We start from the raw sequence: 18,007 nt of genomic DNA, 5'->3' as shown, positions 1-18,007 counted from the left end.
CGAGCGCGGGGCCATAATCCAGTTAGTCTGCGTGGCCGTGGTATGTGCCCGCCGACGGGACTCCGGCACCACTCGTCCTACCCGCGAACCGCAAACGCGAAGATGACGGGCAGCTTGGCTGGGTTCGGGTCCGCCTCGAAGTCGACGAGCCGCTCGCCTACCTCGGCCGCATGGGAATGGGTGACAAACCACGGCGGCTTCGGGAGGTAGCGGAATGGCCCGCGCACCACCGCTTTCTGCGCCGCGTCGAAGAGCTTGGCGTTGTGCACCATGCCGATGCCGCTCTGGATGTCGTCGAGCGTATGGCCTGGAAAGGCACCCCAGGGCGTCGAGCCCAGGCCGTAGCAGACCCCTGGCCAGTGGTTGAGCGCGATCCCACCGTAGCGCAGGTCCGCGATGGCGTCTTCGACCGTATACCGCGCCTCCAGATCCAGCGTCCCGCGCGTCGCGTCATCGACGATGATGCCGGCGGCGAGGGTACCGCTTAGCCGCTCGTTGCAGAACGCGACCGCCTGCTTCAGGAACCCGGCCGCGCCGTGCCCCGAGAGCGCCACCTCGGCCGTGACCTGGCAGAACGCCTCCATCTCGAACGCGAGCTGCGACTCTGGGTCGGTGTCTACGTCCACGATGAGGGTCGGCGGGACGGCGCCAGGGCCGAGCAGGTTAGCGTCCGGGTAGGTGTCGACGAATTGCCGGAAGCGGTCGAGCGCGCCAGGGTAGTAGGCCGGGCGGCCTTCCAGGCTCCGCAGCACGCCGCGCAGGCGGTCGAGGAAGGCGTCGCGCAGCGGCCAGTCGGCGTGGGTGACCAGCACCTTGGCCGCGTTGCAGTTGAACCCACCGTTCTGCGTCATCATCGTCGCGACGTTCTCGGCGTGGAACTGCAGGTCGGCGCGGTTCCAGGCGCCCGGCACGATGAGGATGGGCGTGACGTTGCCCAACTCGCTCGTGATGCGCTTCTGGAGGCGCGGGCGGTTCTCAGCCTTGCGCTTAGCCCCCTCCTCCCCTGGTCCGAAGACGATCACGTCGTGCGTGCGGGCGCTGCCCGTGATGTGGATCTCGTCGATGCCGGGGTGCTCCACGAGGTAGGCGCCCACGTCGGCGCCGCCGTAGGTCATCTGGAGGAAGCCGTCGCGGATAAGGTCGGCGAAGGCCTCGGCGAAGAGCGGGCCGAGGTAGTCGTTGACGGGGTTCCACTTGAGCAGGCAGACCTGGCCCTCGTGAAACAGCTTGGTCATCACGTCGAGCGGGCCGATGGAGGCCACGTTGCCCGCGCCCAGCACGAGCGCGACGGCGGGCTCGGCCGTCTCGGGCTTGGTGAGCACGCCACCCGTGTGCGCGTCGAGGTTGAGGCGCGTAACGTGGGGCTGCTGCCACACCTCGGCGGTGAAGCCGTTGTAGAGGATGCGATCGTAGGCCCCCTCCGGCATCACGTCCACGACGAGTTGCCCGTCGGGGCGGGTGTGCACCTGGTGCGCCTCGATGCCGACGCGGCCCGTCGCGTCGATCTGCTCCATCGTCGCCTTGAGGATGCGCAGCGTACGCAGGATGATGACCGGCCCAGAGATCCAGTCCTCGGCCGCGCGGGGGTCGCCGGGCTCCATGCCCTTAGCCTCCACGGCCGCGGCCACCATGCGCGGTGCCACGACTGCTACCCCTTCGATCATCGACTGCACGTAGGCAATCATGCGGGCGAGCGGTACGGCAAGCCAGTCTGTGGCCTTGTCGCGCAGACCCGCCACGAGCTGGTCGAGCTCGGCGCGCGAGGTGATCTTCGTGTCGATGGTCGTGTCGATGGTCGGGGGCTCGACGGACGGCAGAACGACAGCAGACATGGGAGCGACGGGTTGGGGGAGAAACACCACCGTGGAAACGGTAGAACGCTGTTAAGTTCGCGCATCTGCGCGGCGATGGCACCCCCAATCGGGTGCGGCATGTGCTTTGTGCCCGCATGGCCTCTGTCCCGCTCACAGGTTTTCGCGTTACGATGCGTGCTCTCCTCGCTTCTTTCCTGCTCGCGCTGATCCTCGCGGCCCCGGCTCTCGCTCAGCCAGCGTCTGCCAGCGGCGAGGGCGTCACGACCGTGGACGGCGTGGCCATGATGCTTCCGGCAGGCTGGGCCTCAACGCCTGCGGCGTTCACCACCGACGGGGTCCGGCGCATCGTAGCTGAGGAGGGCGCCTCCAGCAGCTACCCAGGTGCCAAGCTCGTGGTGGAGGTACTGCCGGGCCTCAACCGGCTTCAGCAGGAGCGCTGGCTTCGCGGCCAGTTGCTGCGCGGCCTTGATGCGTCGTACGAGATCGAGCCAGTACCGACCACCACTGTGGGAGGCGACGTCGGCGCTGCCGTTTCGTTCTCCAAGGGAGGACACCGTGGGTATGCGCTCTACACGCGCGGCGGAGCGTCCTACAGCGTTCGGCTCAGTGCCCCCTCCGCGCTGTGGGACGACGCTTCGACCCGGCAAGCGCTTATCCGGCTGATGCAGAGCATACGCGTCGCAGGCTGAGGGCGTGTCAACGTCTAGGCGTTGCGTTCGGACCGACGCTGCGCGCGTACGAGTTGGACGAGCGAAGTCGTCGCCTGCAGCCCAAACGGCCCGGTCGGCTCGCCGTGCACCTCTAGGCACAGGGGTCCATCGAAGCCGCAGGCGCGGAGGGCTGCCAGGTGCGTGCTCCACCCGACGGCGCCCTCGCCCGGGGCAGATTCGCTCCATGCCTCCGCCCCGCCACGCCCGTCGCGCACTGTCACGAAAGCCACGTGACCTGCGAGGGCCCCAACATCGGCTGTGAGGGCATCGGCTGCGAGGGCATCGGCTGTGAGGGCATCGGCTTCCAGGGCATCGGCCGCGAGGCCTCCGCCTCGGAGAGCTGCAACCGGGTTCCAGGCGGCACGCACGTGCGGATGCCCTACAGCGTCCAGGAGTTTGGCCAGGCTGAGTCCCGAGGCACAGGCGGTGCCCGCCGCGTTGCTGACGGCGAGGACGAGTTGATGACGCTGGGCGACGTCTCCGGCGCGACGTAGCAGGTCGGCTCCGGCGGCTAGGTCAGCGTCTGGGTCGTCTGCGAGCGCGCCCACCAGTGCGATTCCGCACCCAAAACGCTGGCAGAACGCCGCCACCTCAGTCAGTTCGCCGAGGTCGGTGAACCCTTGCGCCCGATCGGAGGCCGTGCCCTCGAACAGCCCAGGCACGACTGCCACGAGTGGCATCTCGTGCTCGTCGAGCCGGCGACGGAGCTTGGCTTCGTTCACGTAGGGTATGCGTTCGCCGTGTCGGCCCATCGTCCGCAGCACGAGGCCTTCGTGCCCCCAGAGCAGCGCATAGTGCAGGGCGCGGTCTAGATCCGTCGACACGGTATCGGTCAGGAGAACAGGAAACATGGGAGCCGTTATTCGTCGTCGTGAGCTGCAGCCGTCAGGATGGCGTCGGTGAGTTCGTCCGCCCAGCGCACGACGGCTGCCGTCTCGCGGGCCCGCTGCATGCGTTCGAGGTCACTGGTACCCTCGCGCCCTCCCTCAGGCGGTGTCACCATTGTCACGGTCGCGTTCTCGAAGGAAGACAACGCGGCGCGGACGGCGGGCGCGGCAGTTGTGTCTGCCGTCACATACAGGACGGAGGCGACTTCGGTGGTCACCCAGCCTGGGAACCGCGCCAGATCAGCGAAGCCGCTGACGCTCGTCCGGGGGGCTCCCCACAGACCGATCAGCACCGTGCGCCCCGGTGCGTACTCGTAGATGGCACGCCGTGCTAGCCGCTGCGCCGTGCTCAAGACGGCGGCTGCGCCTTCGCCGTCGAGGTCCGCCGCGACCACGACGAGTTCGCTGCGCACGCGCCCGTCGCGCCCGGGAAGGAGGCCCTGGACGTGTGCCCGCGCTGAGTCCTCCGTGACAAAGCGGGGCGACGCGAAGTGGGGGTGCAGAAAGGACGAGCCAGCCACGGGCAACCAGCCGTAGCGCTCCAGCCGCTCCGCCGCATAGATCAGGGCCTCGGCCCGGTCGGCTTCGGAGAACGATTCGCCGTCGTCGGGGACGAACTGCCGGAGGGCGCTCCGCACTTCGCTGTCGCTCCCCGACGGCGCTACCGAGGTCGAAGGCGCAGCACACCCGCCAAGCCCCCCTACGCCGAGCATCAAAAAAGCGGCCGCGCGCAGCCGGGCAGCGCACAGTCGGGCAGCGCACAGTCGGGCACGTCGCAATCGGGCACGCATCGGGGCTGGGGAGGAGCGTGAAAAGCGAAGGGCCGCCCGGCAACTGCCAGACGGCCCTCGGGACAGCCGAGGCTACCGTGTTTCAGACCAGCGCGGCTCAGTCGAAGCCGATGCTCAGCGTGGCCGTGAAGCCAAAGTTGGTCTTGAAGTCGTTGGCGCCCCCGAGCGAGAGGCCGTAGTCGGCGTACTCGTTCTGGACACCGCCCTTGAGCGAGAGCGCGGCCGGGAAGTTCGGCGGGCGGATGATCAGGTAGGGCAGGATCGAGCCCTGGTGGCCACCGCTGGCCGGGGTCGGCGTGGCCGTGGCGAGGGAGGCCGACGCGAAGCCGTCGCTGACGAACGTCTCGTCGAGCTGCGTACGGAGCTGGAGCGCGGCGCCGATCTCGAAGAACGAGACGCGGAAGCCGAGGCCAGCCTTGAACACGAGGAGGTCGTTGATGCCGTCGAGGTCTTCGACATCCTGCGACTGCTGACCGAAGGTGCCGGAGGTCGGATCGAGGTCCGTCTCGATCACGTCCTCCTCGCCGTCAAGCAAGAGGAAGTAGTCAACGCCGCCGAAGATGCGGAACCAGTCGGCCGGGTAGTCGAAGTCGGCGCCGAAGAAGATGGCGTCCTGCAGGTCGGTCGAGTTGAAGTTCGAGCGGCGCTGGTAGCCCGTGACCGTCGTGGTTGCGCCGGTGGCCGTCACCACGTTCTGGATGTCGCCCGTGGTGAACTCACGGTCTTCGCCGAGGTCGAAGATGTAGCCACCGTGGAGGCCGAGGGTCTTGCCCTGGAGCATGCCGTAGACCTTGAGCGACTGGAGCCCGAAGGCCGTCTCGATCGACTCGTAGGGCACGTCGCCGAGGGTCGCGCCTACGCCGGTCTGCGTCGGGGCGATGACCGGGAAGGTCGTGGTGCCGTTCTCAACATCGAAGACGTTCTGACCGATGACGAGCTGCGCGCCGCCGCCGAACTTGAAGCGCGGGAAGTTGATCAGGTTGATCTGGCCACCCACGAGGATGCGCTGCGAGGTGATCTCGCCGGGCACGAAGCCGCTCGCGGCGTAGTCGACGTCGTCGCCGTTGGCGTCGTAGGCCTCGCTCACCACGCCGTAGGCGTAGCTGACCCACAGCTTGACGGGCGCCTCGTCGGCCGAGCGGCCGAGCGCGAACGTGTCGTTGGTGATGTCCTCCTCGTCCGAGGGGGTCGCTTCGTCGCCGATCACGACGACCGACTGGGAGGCGGCAGACTCGGTGGCGGCCTGCTCGGTGGTGGTGGCGTCCTTCTTGGTGCCATCCGGCTTCTCGCCATCCGGGCTGCCGAAGAGCAGCGAGCCGGAGAGCAGAGCCACGAGTGCCAAGTTGATCATGGGGTAGATCCTCTGGTTGAGAGAAAGGTCGGGGAAGTGGAGGTGCAGACGGGAATCGCGCGGGGCCCACGAAGGCGGGCCGGCCGGTCCTATGCAGGTCGGGGATGGAAGGGTCCCGCCCTCTTGGGAGCCGAAGCATGCGGGACTGGTTCCGATTCGGCAACTTACAATGCCGCCCCAAACACTTCCAAGCCTACTTTAGAACTCCTCATTTCCCGCCTCTAGGTTCTTCAGCGCCGTTTCCGGATGCCCGCTCTCGTCTCCCCCCAGGCCGACGCCCTGCTCGACGCCGAGCGCGCGTTGCTCGACCGCCTAGCCGCTCTGCTCGCCGCCGCCGACGCGGACCCAGCCACCGCGGCCCGCCTCGCAGAAGTGGCCGCGAACCTGTCGGACCTGTTTCTGGTCGTGGTCGTGGGCGAGTTCAACGCGGGCAAGTCGACGGTGCTCAACGCGCTCTTTGGCGAGGTCGTGATGGAGGAAGGCCCAGTGCCGACGACGGACAAGATCACGGTCCTCCGCCACGGCGACGCGCCCGAGACGCACCACCGCTCGCCGTTCGTAACGGAGCGCCGCCTCCCCGCGCCGTTCCTCCAAGGCCTCACGCTCGTCGATACGCCCGGCACCAACTCGATCATCCAGGAGCACCAAGCGCTCACTGAGGACTTCGTTCCGCGCGCCGACCTCGTGGTGTTCGTGACGAGCTTCGACCGCCCGCTCTCGGACTCGGAGCGCACCTTCCTCGGGTTCATCCGCGACACGTGGGGCAAGCAGCTCGTCTTCGTCCTGAACAAGGCCGACCTCGCCGACGACGCCAACGAAGACCCCGACGCCGCGCTCGCTCAGGTGCTCGCCCACGTCCGCGAGGGCACGGAGCGGCTCATGGGCTTCACGCCGAAGATCTTCCCCGTCGCTGCCCGCCTCGCCCTCAAGGCAAAACTGGACGAGTCGACCACCTTGGACGCTGATCCGCGTTGGGAGGCGAGCCGGTTCGCGGCGTTCGAGACCTACCTCACGGACACGCTCACGGATGCGCACCGCTACGCCCTGAAGCTCCACGCGCCGCTCGACGCCGCGCGCCAACTCTTCGGGCACGTCGAGGCGCGCCTCACTGAGCGCCAGACGGTCGTGGACGACGATGCGGCCGGACTCGACCGCCTCCACGAGCGCTTCGCCCAGAAGGAAACCGCCCTCGCCACGACGACCGAGCAGGCGCTCACGGCCATCGACAACGAACTGCTGGAGCTGGAGCAGCGCGGACGGCAGTTCCTCGACGACTCGATCCGCGTCTCGAAAATCCGCATGCTGCGCGACCGCGACCGCTTCAAGACGGAGTTCCAGCAGCAGGTCCTCCGCGACGCCGAGGGCCGCATCGAGACGCGCATGGGCGAGGCCGTGGACGCCCTGCTGCGCACCGTCCTCGACCTCTGGAACGACACCTACACACACCTCGCCGACCAGAAGCGCCGCCACGAGGGCACCGCCGCCCGCCAGGACGACGCGTTCCTCTACAACCGCGACGAGGTCTTTACGGCCGTCGCCCGCGAGGCTCGCCGCACGCTCGACGGTACGGACCTGCAGGAAGAAGCCCGCCGCATCCTCGAAAACGCCCGCTCCGCCGCGACGCTCTTCGCCGGCGGCCTCGGCACCGCCGCTGGGATCGGCATCCTGGTCACCGCCATCGCCACGACGGCCGCGTTCGACGTGACCGGCGGTCTCCTCGCTGCGCTGGCGATTGGGGCGCTGGGCTTCCTCGTGCTGCCCCGCGAGAAGCGCAAGGCGATCCGCGAGTTCAAGGAGCAGGTTGGGCGGCTGCGCGAGAACCTCCGCGACGCCCTCCGGCAGACGTTTGAGCAGGAGACCGACGACGCGCTCGCCCGCGTGCGGACGCTCGTGCGCCCCGTGGAGACGCTCGTGGCTGAGGAGCGCGCCAAGCTCACCGCCGCCGAGACGGAGCTAGAGACGCTACGAGCCGAGGCAAAGGACCTGCGCGCGCGGGTGACGAAGGCGTTCGGGGAGGCAGAGGTGTGAGCTGAAAAGTCACAGCCAAAACTGGACTGCTATGAATCATGCTGAAGACAACTCCGACGATTATATCTTTAGATATGGCTTCAAGTACTCCTCGACTTTCTCGACGGCTAGCGAGACGCTACCTGTAAATGAATCCTCGGAAGGATCGTCGCTCGTCCAATAAATAATCTTATCAGCCTCTTCCCATCTCTTTCGGTCAACTTTTCTCCGCCTCTCCTCTGCTCTCATCAATCTGAAGTATGTTCTCAGACTAGCATTTAGACTAATTGTACAGGAACGCAACGGCTTCACGGCTTCAGATATCTCTTTCCCCCACAGCACCTCAGCTTCGGTTATTTCTAACTCAAGGTCTGACCATGCTTCTCCAAGCCGATTCATCCTTCGCTGGTATACGGCAACGTTGTCCTCAATGGAGGAACCGACAACTTGTGGATTTTCTTCTATGCCTGCTTCTTCTCGCGCGACCTTAAACTCTCCTGAAGAAATCCCCGGATGTCGAACCGACTGTATCTCATTACGAACTTTATAGGTTGCTCTCAAAGTCCGGCGTGCTAAATCATACTGAGTGCGGCCACGGAGTTGGCGACGCCATGCCTGAAGACCAAGAGCGGCGACGGTAAGTCCTCCAATGGCTACTATGCCCGTCACTATGTCTTTAATCAGCGAAACTAGATCGAGAAGATGTGGACTCATGGAATAGAGCACTTTTGGGTTGATGCCTAAAGGTTAGGCACAAGATACCCGTAGTCTTCGAAATTTGGTGTCGCGTGAGCTTCGAGGCTCAATCAGCTAACCGAAGCATCTTGTCATCCTGAGCAAAATCCGCGCAGCGGATGGTGTCGAAGGATCTGCGGGGTAGCACCTAAGCCTCGTGGAGAGCGCCGAGGTGGACAGAGATCCTTCGACTCCGCCGTTCAGGCTACGCTCAGGATGACAGAGGAGGTGAGTAGCCCCGTTGAAAAAACTCTCCGGCCCCTGCGCGCCCAGTCCGATCTTCGCCATAGACAACGGACCACCCACTACGGACACCTGTGCGCTTTCTGATCGACCAGCGGCTCGTGCTGAGCGTGATCGTGCTCAACGCGGTCGCGCTCTTCGTGGCGGCGTTCCCCGACCTCGATCCGGGCACGCGCGCGGCGATGCGGTGGGTCGACTTCGGCTGCCTCGTCTACTTCGTCGTGGAGGCCGTGCTCAAGATCTGGGACGCGCGCGGCTTTCGCGGCTACTGGGCCGACGCCTGGAATCGGTTCGACTTCGTGATCGTGGCGGCGAGCCTCCCTGCGCTCGCGGAGCCGTTCGTGACGTTCTCGATGAGCGCGTTCGCCGTGCTGACGCTGCTGCGCCTGGGGCGGCTCTTGCGGCTGCTGCGGCTCTTTCGCTTCGTTCCCGAGATCGACAAGCTGCGGCAAGGCATCGTGCGGGCGCTCAAGGCGTCGGTGCCGGTGTTTCTCGTGCTGGCGCTCTTCAATGTGATCCTCGGCCTCGGCGCGAACATGCTCTTCGGGCACATCGCGCCGCAGCACTTCGGCGACCCGCTGCACGCGCTCTACACGCTGTTCAAGGTGTTCACCGTCGAGGGGTGGTACGAGGTGCCGGACGCGCTCGCCGAGGAGGGCGTCGCTGCCGGGTGGATCGTGGCGGTCCGCGCCTACTTCGTGATCGCGCTCCTCTTCGGCGGCTTGCTCGGCCTGAGTCTCGCCAACGCCATCTTCGTCGATGAGATGACGCTCGACAACACGGAGAAGGTGGAGCAGATGGTGCAGGACCTGCACGCCGAGGTCCGCGCCCTCCGCGCCGAACTTCATCTGCAGGATCACAGCGGGCACGGTAACGGCCTCACGACCACCGTGCCCGAGGTCGCGCCCTCAGACGGGCCGGTCGAGGTAGCTCGCCCCGAACCCGGCGACGACGACGACCGCCAGCAGGCCTAGCCCGACGACGAGCAGCCGCATCGCCCAGCGGTCGAGCCGCGCCACGCGCTCCTGAGCCGTCCGGTCGCCCTGCTTCGGACCCACGGTCGCCAAGAACGCCCGCCGCGTCCACACGACGCCCTTCAGCACCACGCCCACCGCGAGCACCGCGACGGTCAACCAGGCGAGGACGGTGAGGAAGGACCACATTCGAAGTGGGAAGTGGGAAGTGGGAAGTGGGAAGTGGGAAAAGGTGCCGTGCTTACGGCGGGGCGCCAAGCCAATATCGCGAGACGGCATCGGGACGGCTCCCCCCGCTTGACACGCCTGCACGGCGGTCAAGCTGTCCCCCTCACGTGTGAGGAGGACAGTTTTGGTTGACACATGAGCGGAGCGACTGTCAACCAAAACGGGGGGAGCCGCGCCGAGCACAACCGCTAGTCCCCCGTCGCGACTCGCTCCTGCGCCACACACCGACTCGGCAGCCCGTCCGCGTCGAGTAGCACGGCAGCCTCGCCACGGAGGACGCGCAAGAGGTCTGCGCCGACGATCTCGCGGCGCCAGCCTTGGAGGACGGGGTGGTCGGCGGGGTCGGCGTCGGGACCCGCTTCCACGAGCGCGCCGATGCCGGACTTTGTGCTGAGTAGGATCGGGTCGAGGTCTTCAGCGGTGCCGCGTCCGACGACGAGCGCGTTGAGGAGGTAGGCCTGGCTGCGCTCGGCAGGGTCGTCGCGGTGGAGCGGCGTGGGCGGCGGGAGCGCGTCGTCCGGCAGACTGTGCGCGTATTCGACGGCGTCGCGGAGGGCGTCGCCGTAGCGGTCCCGGTCGCGGTCGTCGAGGGCGCGCACGCCGAGCAGGTTCGAGCGGCGCGGGTTGCGCTGGGCGATCTGCACGAGCGCATCGTCCGAGACGACGCGGCGGCGCGGGGTGTCCTGGTAGCGCGCCTCCTCCTCGCGCCACGCGGCGAGGGCGTCGAGCGTGACGCGCTGGCGCGGCCGCAGCCGCCCCTGGCCCTTGAACGAGAGCCGCTCGGCGACCTCCTCCGGCGTCTCCTCGGTGTAGAGCGACGGCTCGTCGTAGGCCGCCCGCTCCTCGTCCGCGATGGCCTGCCGCCCTTTCGCCACGACGAGTTCTTCCAGCCGGTCTTTCACGTCGAGGAGGTACTCGACGTCGGCGAGCGCATACGTCTGCTGCTTCTGCGAAAGCGGGCGCCGCAGCCAGTCCGTGCGGGCCTGCGTGGCGGGCATCTCGACGCCCACGAGGTCCTCCACGAGGCCCGTCAGCGACGCCGTCGCCGTGAGGCCGACCAGCCCGGCGATGCGCTGCGTGTCGAAGACATTGACCGGCAGCCCGCCCGTCGCACGGTGGAGGATCGTGAGATCCTGCACGGCATCGTGGAGCACGACGGTCACGTTCGGGTCGGCCAGCACCGTGCCCAGCGGCGTGAGGTCGAGTGCGGGCGCGTCGAGGAGGTGCGTGTCGCCGCGCCCAAGGCCGATCTGCACGAGGCCGAGACGCGGGTAGTAGGTCCGGTCCCAGACAAACTCCGTGTCGATGGCGACGGCGTTCGCCGCCAGCATGCGGTCTACGAGGGCGGCGAGGGCGTCAGGCGTGTCGATCATCGGGCTGGGCAGTTCGGCTGTCGGCGAAAACGCCTCAATATCCGAACGCGTCCCTACTCTGCCTGCCTCACGCTCGACTCTTCACGGACCTACAGCCGCAGCGAGCAGCCGAACGCAGCAGCCGTGGCCTCGGGCGGCGTGCCGCCGACGCCGAGCGCATCGAGCGCGTCGCGGGCATAGTCGCTCTCGACGAACGACGGGTCCGAGGCGCTGTCGTCGAGCGCGCCCTGATAGGCAAGCGTGCCGCTCCCGTCGAAGACGAAGACCTCAGGCTGGCGCGCCGCGCCGAGCGCACGAGCGAGACGACCGCTGGGATCGACAAGGTAGGGCACGTCGCCGTAGCGGCGGGCCTGCTCGGTGCGGGCAGCGGCGTCCACGTCGGCGGCAGGCGTCGGGTCCACTAGGGCAAAGCCGAAGCCCTGGCTGCGGTAGTCGCCCACGAGCGCGAGCAGGCGCTCTTCGTAGCGGTCGACCCACGGACAGTCGGCGCCCCACAGCACGACCACGAGGCCCTGCTCACCTTGGATGTCGGCAAGCTGCACCGTAGCGCCGGTCACGGTCCCGAACGACGTCGTGGCCTCGGGCAGCGCGCTGCCGGGCTGGAGTTGCGCCTGAGCATGGGGTGCGCCTACGAGCAGAGTGGCGAGCAGAAGAAGCGTCAGGAGCGTGCGCATCGCGCTGGGGGTCGCATGAGGGGAAGATCGACGCCCGTTCAACGCGCCAACGCGGCGGTTTCTTCCTGGGCGGTGGTGTCCGCGAGCGCAGCGCGGGCTGCTGCGACGCGGCGGTCCAGCGTCTCGTAGTCGACCATGCCCTCCCAAAAGTCGACCAGGTTGCCCTCGCCGTCGTAGACGAACGAGGCCGGGAGGCCGCCCGACCAGCGCGGGTTCATGTCGCGGAGGAACGTCGTCGAGCCCGGCTCCTTGATGTAGGTCACGCCCTCGACCTCCTGCTCCTTGAGGAAGTCGATGGCGAGGCGCACGTCGTCCTCATAGTCCATGCTCAGGAAGCGCACGGTCACCCCGTCGGCGGCCTTGCGGCGGCCGTACTCCATGAACTCGGGGAACTCGACGCGGCACGGCAGGCACCACGTCGCCCACGCATTGAGCACCACGATCTCGGCGTCGAGCGCGACGAGGTCGGCCTGCAACTCGCTCGCGTCGACGGAGCGCAGATCCGGCTCGCCAGGCGCGACGCTGTTGTCCGCGCAGCCTACGACGAAAAGGAGAAGGAGGAATGAGAATAGACGCATCGCTATCGCCTGAAAAAGGAGAAGAGACGGCTGAACCATGAAACACGTGGAATCGAAACCTGCCGGATGACGCGGTCTGCGTACGTCCAGAGTAGATCTCGCAGGTGCTCAAACTCGTCATATGTCTCGGGGCTTGCCCCGATCAATTGAGGAGCGTCATTGAAGCTGCCCATTCCTCCGTAGGCACCTCTAACCTTTCTCGCTGCTCTGTTTGGATCGCCCTTTAGAAACAGGTGCTCCGCTTCCTCCATCCATACCGTCCATACTGGGTCAGGATGAGACCGCAAGATTGCTGTCATCTTGGAGAGCGTTCGACCGAAGGCTTCTTCAGTTGGATGCATTCGCTTGACAAGCTGAGTCCGCTGATTAGCAGGCTAGATTCGGCTGATCGTAGTCGGCCTTGTCATGCTGAACTTGATTCAGCATCTCAACAGAGCTGCGTTGTATCGAAATCGTCAGAGATCCTGAATCAAGTTCAGGATGACACATCCGTGGCTGGTTGAGGGGCTGGACATCAATTCCCGCCTATGCAGCCCGTTCCGCTCATCGTCGAGCGCAGGCCGTCCTCATCGGGAATCCGCAGGACCGGGTAGAGCTCACCTTCCTGGAGCGCGTCGCCGAGGACGTTCCAGGCAACGGCGCCGTCGTCGGAGCGCGGCTCCAGGATGGTGAAGGCGAGGCGCGCGAGCGGCTGCGTCATCGGCACGACGACGCCCGCGACGGGGCCCTCGACCAGCTCCCAGGATCCCGTCACCTCGGTGATCTGCCGCTGCTGGAACTCGCCGAGCACCTTCACGGAGTCGATGCGGAAACCCTCGGCGGGACCGCAGAAGCCTTCGCGTGGAATACCCCATGTGATGCCGTGCACGTCGAGGAGATCGCGGAGTGCCTGCTGGTCGCGCGGGAAGACGTAGGCGGCGGGCAGCGTGTTCGTCTCCGTCGCCTCGAAGCGCGTGAAGGCGGGCATCACCTCGGGCGTCACCACGTCGAGGCGGCTCCGCATCGGTTCGCCGTTCTTGGGGTGCGGGACCTCTTCGGTGTCGCCCATGAGGATCGTCGTGTCGCCCTCGCTCACGTGCTGGGCGCGCAGCGCGAACGGCTCGCCCCGAAGCGAGCCCTGCTCCGCCTCGGCGTCGAGGCGGTCGGTGAGCGCCTGGATGCGGTCGCCGTGGGCCACCACCGCGTCGGCGATGGCGGTCACGAACGCGAGCGACGCCTCGACGCGGTCCTCGAACGTGGCGTAGCTGTAGGCCTCGCTCAGAATCCCGATGCGGTTGCGGAGGCCGACGTAGTTCGTCGAGAAGCGCGGGCGACCGTCGAAGGTGTACCACCCGCGCGGGCGCGTCGCGGGCTCGCCGAACGCGCCAGGGACGTTGCCGTAGTCGAAGATCTCGTAGCCTGTGCGGGCGCGGACGGAGTCTTGAACAACGGGCAGGATCTGCTGGCGGACCAGTTCGTCGAGCGCGGGCGCGGTGTTGGGCGAGAGCGGCGGGCTGTAGGTGAGGTGGTAGGCGTGCTGCGTGCCGTTGGTCGTGTGGAGGTCGACAATCACGTGCGGGTCGTAGTCCTCGAAGAGTTGCAGCATGGCACGCGTCTCGGGCGCGGCGACCTTCACGAAGTCGCGGTTGAGGTCGAGGCCCTGCGCGTTGGCGCGCTGCCCCATGCCTTCGACGGGCCCGAGTTGATAGGGCCGGTTGTCAGGGGCGACGCGCTCGTTGCCGTCGGCGTTGTAGATCGGCGCGATCAGCACGACGATGTCTTCCACGCCGTAGACCAGCTTCCAATGGTCGCGCACGAATTCGAGAAGGGCCTCCTTGCCTGCCACCTCGCCCGCGTGGATGTTGGCGAACAGGAGCAGGCGCGGCTTGCCCGTGGCCAAGACGGCTTCCGCGGACGAGGAGTCGGCCCCGATTACGACGAGCGGCAGCGGCCGGCCTTCCGCCGACTCGCCGAAGGTGGTCAGGTGCATCCGGCTCGACCGGAATGCGAAGTCGCGCTGCGATTCGAGGTAGGCCATCGCCGCGTCGTAGGTCGTGGTGGCCTCGAAGCCGGACAGTTCGGCGGCCGTGAAGTGCAGCTCGGGCGGGGGCGGGCAGCCGAGGAACACGACGGCGAGGACGAGGGACAACAGGCGGGGCATAGGCAGCAACCGGTCGAGCAGAAAGAGCGATCGAGCAGAGTATAGCCCCGACCGCGCTCTGGCGCGCTTTGGCGGGAGGCCCCCTGCCCCAACGCAGCATCGCACGGCGCAGCATCGCACGGCGCAGCAGCGACGCACACCCCGGGGCCCACGTAAGCGGAACGCCGCTTGCACGCGTCTGGTAGGCCCCACAGCCAACCTCTTACGTCGCCATGACTGACTACACGCCCATCGCCTGCGGCTTCCACGACCGGCTCGAACACTGGGCCGTCCGCCGCGACCCGATCACGCTCGTCTGGCGCGACACCCTCGCCGCCGGTGCACCGGAGCGCACCGCGTGCGTCCGCATCGCCGACCTCTTCGCCAACAACGGCGCCGATTGGGTCCGCCTCGCGCTGACCGATACGGAGGGCGACGGAGCCCCCGCCGAGGTCGTCATCCGTGCCGACCAGGTCGTCTCCGCCGACGGCCACCGGCTCGTCCAGGCGTGCTGAGCTGTTTCGGTACCTCCATCTTGTCTTCCTGAACTACCCGATTCCTGTCCCTCTCCCCATGCAGTTTGACCCCGCAAAGCTCGCCCGCCTTGCTGAGAAGGCTGACCTCAAGCGCCTCCTCGATCGCCTCGACGGGATGAGCGCCGACGAGATCGCTTCGTTCGTGGGCACGAGCGGCGACGGCGCGCAGGGCGAACCTGTGCCGCCGAAGCCACGCACCGTGAAGGAGCCTGACGTGGACTTCTACCGCTTCTTCGAGCAACACCTCACGGCCGAGCAGCAGCGAACCCGCGAGGTCGTCCACGGGTGGATGCTCGCCGAGGTACGCCCGATCATCAACGACTACTGGGAGCGCGGCGAGATGCCCTTCGAGTTGGTTCCGAAGATGGCGGCGATGCTACGGGAAGCCTACGGCGAGAACCCGGGGCGGCGCTACTGCTCCGACCCGCTCCTGACGGGCCTCGTTGGGATGGAGGTCGCCCGCGTGGACCCGTCGGTAGGCACCTTCCTCGGCGTGCACTGGGGGCTGTGCCTCATCTCGCTGCACTTCTTCGGCAGCGAGGCGCAGAAGGCGAAGTGGTACGACCGGCTCGAACGCTTCGAGGCCATCGGCAGTTGGGCGCTCACCGAGCCCGAGCACGGCTCCGACGCCGCCCTCGGCCTGGAGACCACCGCCGAGCGGCGCGGCGACACGTGGATCCTCAACGGTGCCAAGAAGTGGTCCGGCAACGCCACCTTCGCCGACGTGACGGTGATCTGGGCCAAAGACACGGCCGATGGCAACGTGAAAGGCTTCCTCGTTGAGAAGGGGACGCCTGGCTTCACCGTCGAGAAGCTACCCGGCAAAATCGCCAAGCGCTCGGTCGAGAACGTGTTGATTGGCCTGGAGAACGTGGAGGTCCGCGAGGCCGACCGGCTACCAGGCGTGAACAGCTTCCGCGACGTGGCCGCGCAACTCGCCACGGCTCGCGCGGGCGTCGCGTGGGAGGCCTGCGGCATGGCGATGGGGCTCTACGAGCAGACGCAGCGCTACTGCACCCAGCGCGTCCAGTTCGGCAAGCCCATCGCGGGCTACCAGCTCGTGCAGAACGGCCTTGTGGAGATGCTCGGCAACGTGATCGCTATCCAGGGCATGGTGCTCCAACTCGCCACACTCTATGACGACCTCAAGGCGCTCCACCCGCGTGCGTCGCTCGCCAAGGTGTTCTGCGTGAGCAAGATGCGCGAGACGGCCAGCATCGGGCGCGGCCTGCTCGGCGGCAACGGCATCCTGCTGGAGCACGACGTGGCGCGGCTGTTTGCCGACGCTGAGGCGGTCTACTCCTACGAGGGCACCCACGAGATGAACACGCTCATCGTCGGCCGCGCGATCACCGGCCTGAGCGCGTTCGTCTAAGGCACGTAACTGCACTCGTTACGCGTTTAGCAAGTGCCTTCGGTAGCTATGAGAAGCTTCTCACCAGGGCCTCTCAGAATGTCCCCATGAGTGCGACCGGGAGCGCTTTTTGTATGAAGCAAGGCTGACATAGGGTAGCGCGTATTATGTTGGGCTAACCAGCGTAGACTTCGACCCACATCCAAGTCAAGGATTTTCGCTTGCATGCCTAGTTCCCCTTTCACTCACGTCTGGCGACGTCTAGCATCAGTCGGCTATCCAAGGCCGTTTGTGAAAGACGCCATTTTGCCTGAGTGGTGGGAGAAGGGTATGGGCAAAACGCAAGCTGGGTACGAGATGACCATCGGGATTCTGGCGACGCGCCTGGGCCTGACCCATGAGTCGCTCCGAGATGAACAGTCCGAGCCATTATTTCGAGATGATGCCCCCGTCAGATTTAAGCTTAAGAACGGGACAGTCTCTCACGAGGTCAGTGCCTCTCAGACTTTCGCGGTTCAAGTTGCACGTCTAGTTCTAAAGGGAGCAACAAGCGACACTTTGGTGGAGGTGGAGTCCGCCTCAGACGTGCGTGAGCGGATCTTGAGCGCTGGCTTGCCTTGGATCGATCTGCGTGCCCTCCTAGAATGGAGTTGGAGCGTGGGAATCCCCGTCATCCATGTGGACTGCCGGAAGATAAAGGGAAGAACAATGGAGGCGATGGCTGTCCGCGTTGATGGTCGTTATGCTATCGTCCTAAGTCTGAATCACAAATCACCTGCGCGACTCCTCTTCCATCTCGCCCATGAGCTCGGTCACATAATCCTCGGACACTTGGAACAGGATGGAGTGATTGCGGACGAGGGAATCGCTGATGGAGCCGAAGGTGACATGACCGGTCAGGATACTCAAGAGTTGGAGGCGAACGCTTTTGCGGTGGAGCTTCTCACAGGAAGTGCTAAGAAGGTGTACAAGCTCGGTGCTAAGTCAAAAACGGAAACTTTGATCAAGAAGGCCGTCGAGAAAGGAGAAAAAGATCGGGTACTCCCGGCAAGCGTGGTAATGCTGAACACTCAGTACCTCAGAGAGGAAATGCCTCACATTAAACCTTGGGGCCGAGCGTCCAAAGCACTACGGGTACTTGAGACGGGGAGACCAGCTCGTGAAGAGATCAACTCTACCCTCTGCAGTCGTATGCGGTGGTCGTCACTAACGGAAGACCAGACTGAGTTTTTAGAGGAACTTCTACAAATAGATTCGGAGATTACGATTTAGACGTGCAGGTTCTCTTCGACACTGACATCGTTCTGGAGCTGGCAGGTCTGGATCTGCTATCAAACGTGTGCGAGACACTTGGAGTGAATCCCTCTGAGGTGTGTGTACCTCCATCTTCAATATTCAAGCTGAGACGTGATAAGAAGGGAAAGCTCGCTAGTGCGTATGGTGCGGAAGGACTTGCTAGGGCCATAAGCTTCTTAGAGGATGCGAGGTCGTGCGAAGTAGACCCAGCCTTGCTTCAAGACTTGAACATGTTCGCTGCGAGAGCAGATGTGGAAGGGCTAGGCCGCGTTGACATTAGGCGAGCAAGAGTAGCGTCGACACCACGTGCACGAACGCCAGATAGTTGCGCCCCGTC

At 65.7% G+C, this 18,007-nt stretch carries 17 protein-coding genes; 7 read left to right on the top strand and 10 right to left on the bottom strand.

Annotated elements, in window-relative coordinates; translation table 11 throughout:
* Window positions 1-77 precede the first annotated feature (77 nt).
* Window positions 78-1,832: an aldehyde dehydrogenase family protein gene (locus AAFU51_13835; protein ID MEO1572329.1), complete on the bottom strand. Its 1,755-nt coding sequence runs from the start codon at window positions 1,830-1,832 to the stop codon at window positions 78-80.
* A gap of 152 nt (window positions 1,833-1,984) precedes the next feature.
* Here AAFU51_13835 and AAFU51_13830 point away from each other — a divergent pair, with 152 nt between their 5' ends.
* Window positions 1,985-2,503, top strand: coding sequence for a hypothetical protein (locus AAFU51_13830; GenBank protein ID MEO1572328.1), 519 nt, complete (start codon window positions 1,985-1,987; stop codon window positions 2,501-2,503).
* A gap of 14 nt (window positions 2,504-2,517) precedes the next feature.
* Here the strand turns inward: AAFU51_13830 and AAFU51_13825 are convergent, their stop codons facing one another.
* The 3 genes from AAFU51_13825 to AAFU51_13815 form a co-directional block, all read right to left on the bottom strand.
* Window positions 2,518-3,375 (bottom strand): TIM barrel protein, encoded by an 858-nt coding sequence (locus AAFU51_13825; protein MEO1572327.1) that lies wholly within the window; start codon window positions 3,373-3,375, stop codon window positions 2,518-2,520.
* Window positions 3,376-3,383: 8 nt separating this feature from the next.
* Window positions 3,384-4,049 carry a hypothetical protein gene (locus AAFU51_13820; GenBank protein MEO1572326.1) on the bottom strand — a complete coding sequence of 222 codons (666 nt, stop codon included), beginning with the start codon at window positions 4,047-4,049 and terminating at the stop codon, window positions 3,384-3,386.
* A 250-nt stretch (window positions 4,050-4,299) separates the two neighbouring features.
* Window positions 4,300-5,553, bottom strand: coding sequence for a hypothetical protein (locus AAFU51_13815; GenBank protein ID MEO1572325.1), 1,254 nt, complete (start codon window positions 5,551-5,553; stop codon window positions 4,300-4,302).
* 246 nt (window positions 5,554-5,799) lie between these two features.
* On the opposite strand from AAFU51_13815, the gene AAFU51_13810 reads away from it, so the two are divergent.
* A complete protein-coding gene (locus AAFU51_13810) occupies window positions 5,800-7,581 on the top strand; it encodes a dynamin family protein (GenBank protein MEO1572324.1) in 1,782 nt (593 codons plus the stop codon).
* Window positions 7,582-7,641: 60 nt separating this feature from the next.
* Here the strand turns inward: AAFU51_13810 and AAFU51_13805 are convergent, their stop codons facing one another.
* Window positions 7,642-8,274: a hypothetical protein gene (locus tag AAFU51_13805; protein MEO1572323.1), complete on the bottom strand. Its 633-nt coding sequence runs from the start codon at window positions 8,272-8,274 to the stop codon at window positions 7,642-7,644.
* A gap of 338 nt (window positions 8,275-8,612) precedes the next feature.
* Here AAFU51_13805 and AAFU51_13800 point away from each other — a divergent pair, with 338 nt between their 5' ends.
* The gene (locus AAFU51_13800; protein MEO1572322.1) at window positions 8,613-9,512 is read left to right on the top strand and encodes an ion transporter; all 900 of its coding nucleotides are present in this window, start codon (window positions 8,613-8,615) and stop codon (window positions 9,510-9,512) included.
* Here the strand turns inward: AAFU51_13800 and AAFU51_13795 are convergent.
* The 5 genes from AAFU51_13795 to AAFU51_13775 all read right to left on the bottom strand — a co-directional run bounded on the left by AAFU51_13795 (window position 9,447) and on the right by AAFU51_13775 (window position 14,505).
* Window positions 9,447-9,701, bottom strand: coding sequence for a hypothetical protein (locus AAFU51_13795; protein ID MEO1572321.1), 255 nt, complete (start codon window positions 9,699-9,701; stop codon window positions 9,447-9,449). The genes AAFU51_13800 and AAFU51_13795 overlap by 66 nt on opposite strands.
* 227 nt (window positions 9,702-9,928) lie before the next feature.
* Window positions 9,929-11,113 carry an HRDC domain-containing protein gene (locus tag AAFU51_13790; GenBank protein MEO1572320.1) on the bottom strand — a complete coding sequence of 395 codons (1,185 nt, stop codon included), beginning with the start codon at window positions 11,111-11,113 and terminating at the stop codon, window positions 9,929-9,931.
* Window positions 11,114-11,202: 89 nt separating this feature from the next.
* On the bottom strand, window positions 11,203-11,787 hold the full coding sequence (locus AAFU51_13785) for a redoxin domain-containing protein (GenBank protein ID MEO1572319.1): 585 nt from the start codon (window positions 11,785-11,787) through the stop codon (window positions 11,203-11,205).
* A gap of 38 nt (window positions 11,788-11,825) precedes the next feature.
* The gene (locus tag AAFU51_13780; GenBank protein MEO1572318.1) at window positions 11,826-12,365 is read right to left on the bottom strand and encodes a TlpA disulfide reductase family protein; all 540 of its coding nucleotides are present in this window, start codon (window positions 12,363-12,365) and stop codon (window positions 11,826-11,828) included.
* 514 nt (window positions 12,366-12,879) lie between these two features.
* Window positions 12,880-14,505 (bottom strand): M14 family metallopeptidase, encoded by a 1,626-nt coding sequence (locus AAFU51_13775; protein MEO1572317.1) that lies wholly within the window; start codon window positions 14,503-14,505, stop codon window positions 12,880-12,882.
* Window positions 14,506-14,717: 212 nt separating this feature from the next.
* Here AAFU51_13775 and AAFU51_13770 point away from each other — a divergent pair, with 212 nt between their 5' ends.
* The 4 genes from AAFU51_13770 to AAFU51_13755 form a co-directional block, all read left to right on the top strand.
* Window positions 14,718-14,999, top strand: a complete 282-nt coding sequence (locus AAFU51_13770) for a hypothetical protein (GenBank protein MEO1572316.1) — start codon at window positions 14,718-14,720, stop codon at window positions 14,997-14,999.
* A 58-nt stretch (window positions 15,000-15,057) separates the two neighbouring features.
* Entirely contained in the window at window positions 15,058-16,395 is a 1,338-nt protein-coding gene (locus tag AAFU51_13765; protein ID MEO1572315.1) for an acyl-CoA dehydrogenase family protein, read from the top strand.
* A gap of 270 nt (window positions 16,396-16,665) precedes the next feature.
* Window positions 16,666-17,646 carry an ImmA/IrrE family metallo-endopeptidase gene (locus AAFU51_13760; GenBank protein MEO1572314.1) on the top strand — a complete coding sequence of 327 codons (981 nt, stop codon included), beginning with the start codon at window positions 16,666-16,668 and terminating at the stop codon, window positions 17,644-17,646.
* 2 nt (window positions 17,647-17,648) lie between these two features.
* The coding region (locus AAFU51_13755) for a hypothetical protein (GenBank protein MEO1572313.1) at window positions 17,649-18,007 on the top strand (359 nt) is incomplete at its 3' end.

The sequence above is a fragment of the Bacteroidota bacterium genome (assembly GCA_039821555.1).
GTDB lineage: Bacteria > Bacteroidota > Rhodothermia > Rhodothermales > Rubricoccaceae > JBCBEX01.
The sequence above is the reverse complement of the archived record's forward strand: the minus strand, read 5'-3'. Positions and strand labels throughout refer to the sequence as shown.

Coding starts and splice junctions, on each gene's coding strand:
- AAFU51_13835 (MEO1572329.1), bottom strand. CDS start 1,832: ATGTCTGCTGTCGTTCTGCCGTCCGTCGAGCCCCCGACCATCGACACG.
- AAFU51_13830 (MEO1572328.1), top strand. CDS start 1,985: ATGCGTGCTCTCCTCGCTTCTTTCCTGCTCGCGCTGATCCTCGCGGCC.
- AAFU51_13825 (MEO1572327.1), bottom strand. CDS start 3,375: ATGTTTCCTGTTCTCCTGACCGATACCGTGTCGACGGATCTAGACCGC.
- AAFU51_13815 (MEO1572325.1), bottom strand. CDS start 5,553: ATGATCAACTTGGCACTCGTGGCTCTGCTCTCCGGCTCGCTGCTCTTC.
- AAFU51_13810 (MEO1572324.1), top strand. CDS start 5,800: ATGCCCGCTCTCGTCTCCCCCCAGGCCGACGCCCTGCTCGACGCCGAG.
- AAFU51_13805 (MEO1572323.1), bottom strand. CDS start 8,274: ATGAGTCCACATCTTCTCGATCTAGTTTCGCTGATTAAAGACATAGTG.
- AAFU51_13795 (MEO1572321.1), bottom strand. CDS start 9,701: ATGTGGTCCTTCCTCACCGTCCTCGCCTGGTTGACCGTCGCGGTGCTC.
- AAFU51_13790 (MEO1572320.1), bottom strand. CDS start 11,113: ATGATCGACACGCCTGACGCCCTCGCCGCCCTCGTAGACCGCATGCTG.
- AAFU51_13785 (MEO1572319.1), bottom strand. CDS start 11,787: ATGCGCACGCTCCTGACGCTTCTTCTGCTCGCCACTCTGCTCGTAGGC.
- AAFU51_13780 (MEO1572318.1), bottom strand. CDS start 12,365: ATGCGTCTATTCTCATTCCTCCTTCTCCTTTTCGTCGTAGGCTGCGCG.
- AAFU51_13775 (MEO1572317.1), bottom strand. CDS start 14,505: ATGCCCCGCCTGTTGTCCCTCGTCCTCGCCGTCGTGTTCCTCGGCTGC.
- AAFU51_13770 (MEO1572316.1), top strand. CDS start 14,718: ATGACTGACTACACGCCCATCGCCTGCGGCTTCCACGACCGGCTCGAA.
- AAFU51_13765 (MEO1572315.1), top strand. CDS start 15,058: ATGCAGTTTGACCCCGCAAAGCTCGCCCGCCTTGCTGAGAAGGCTGAC.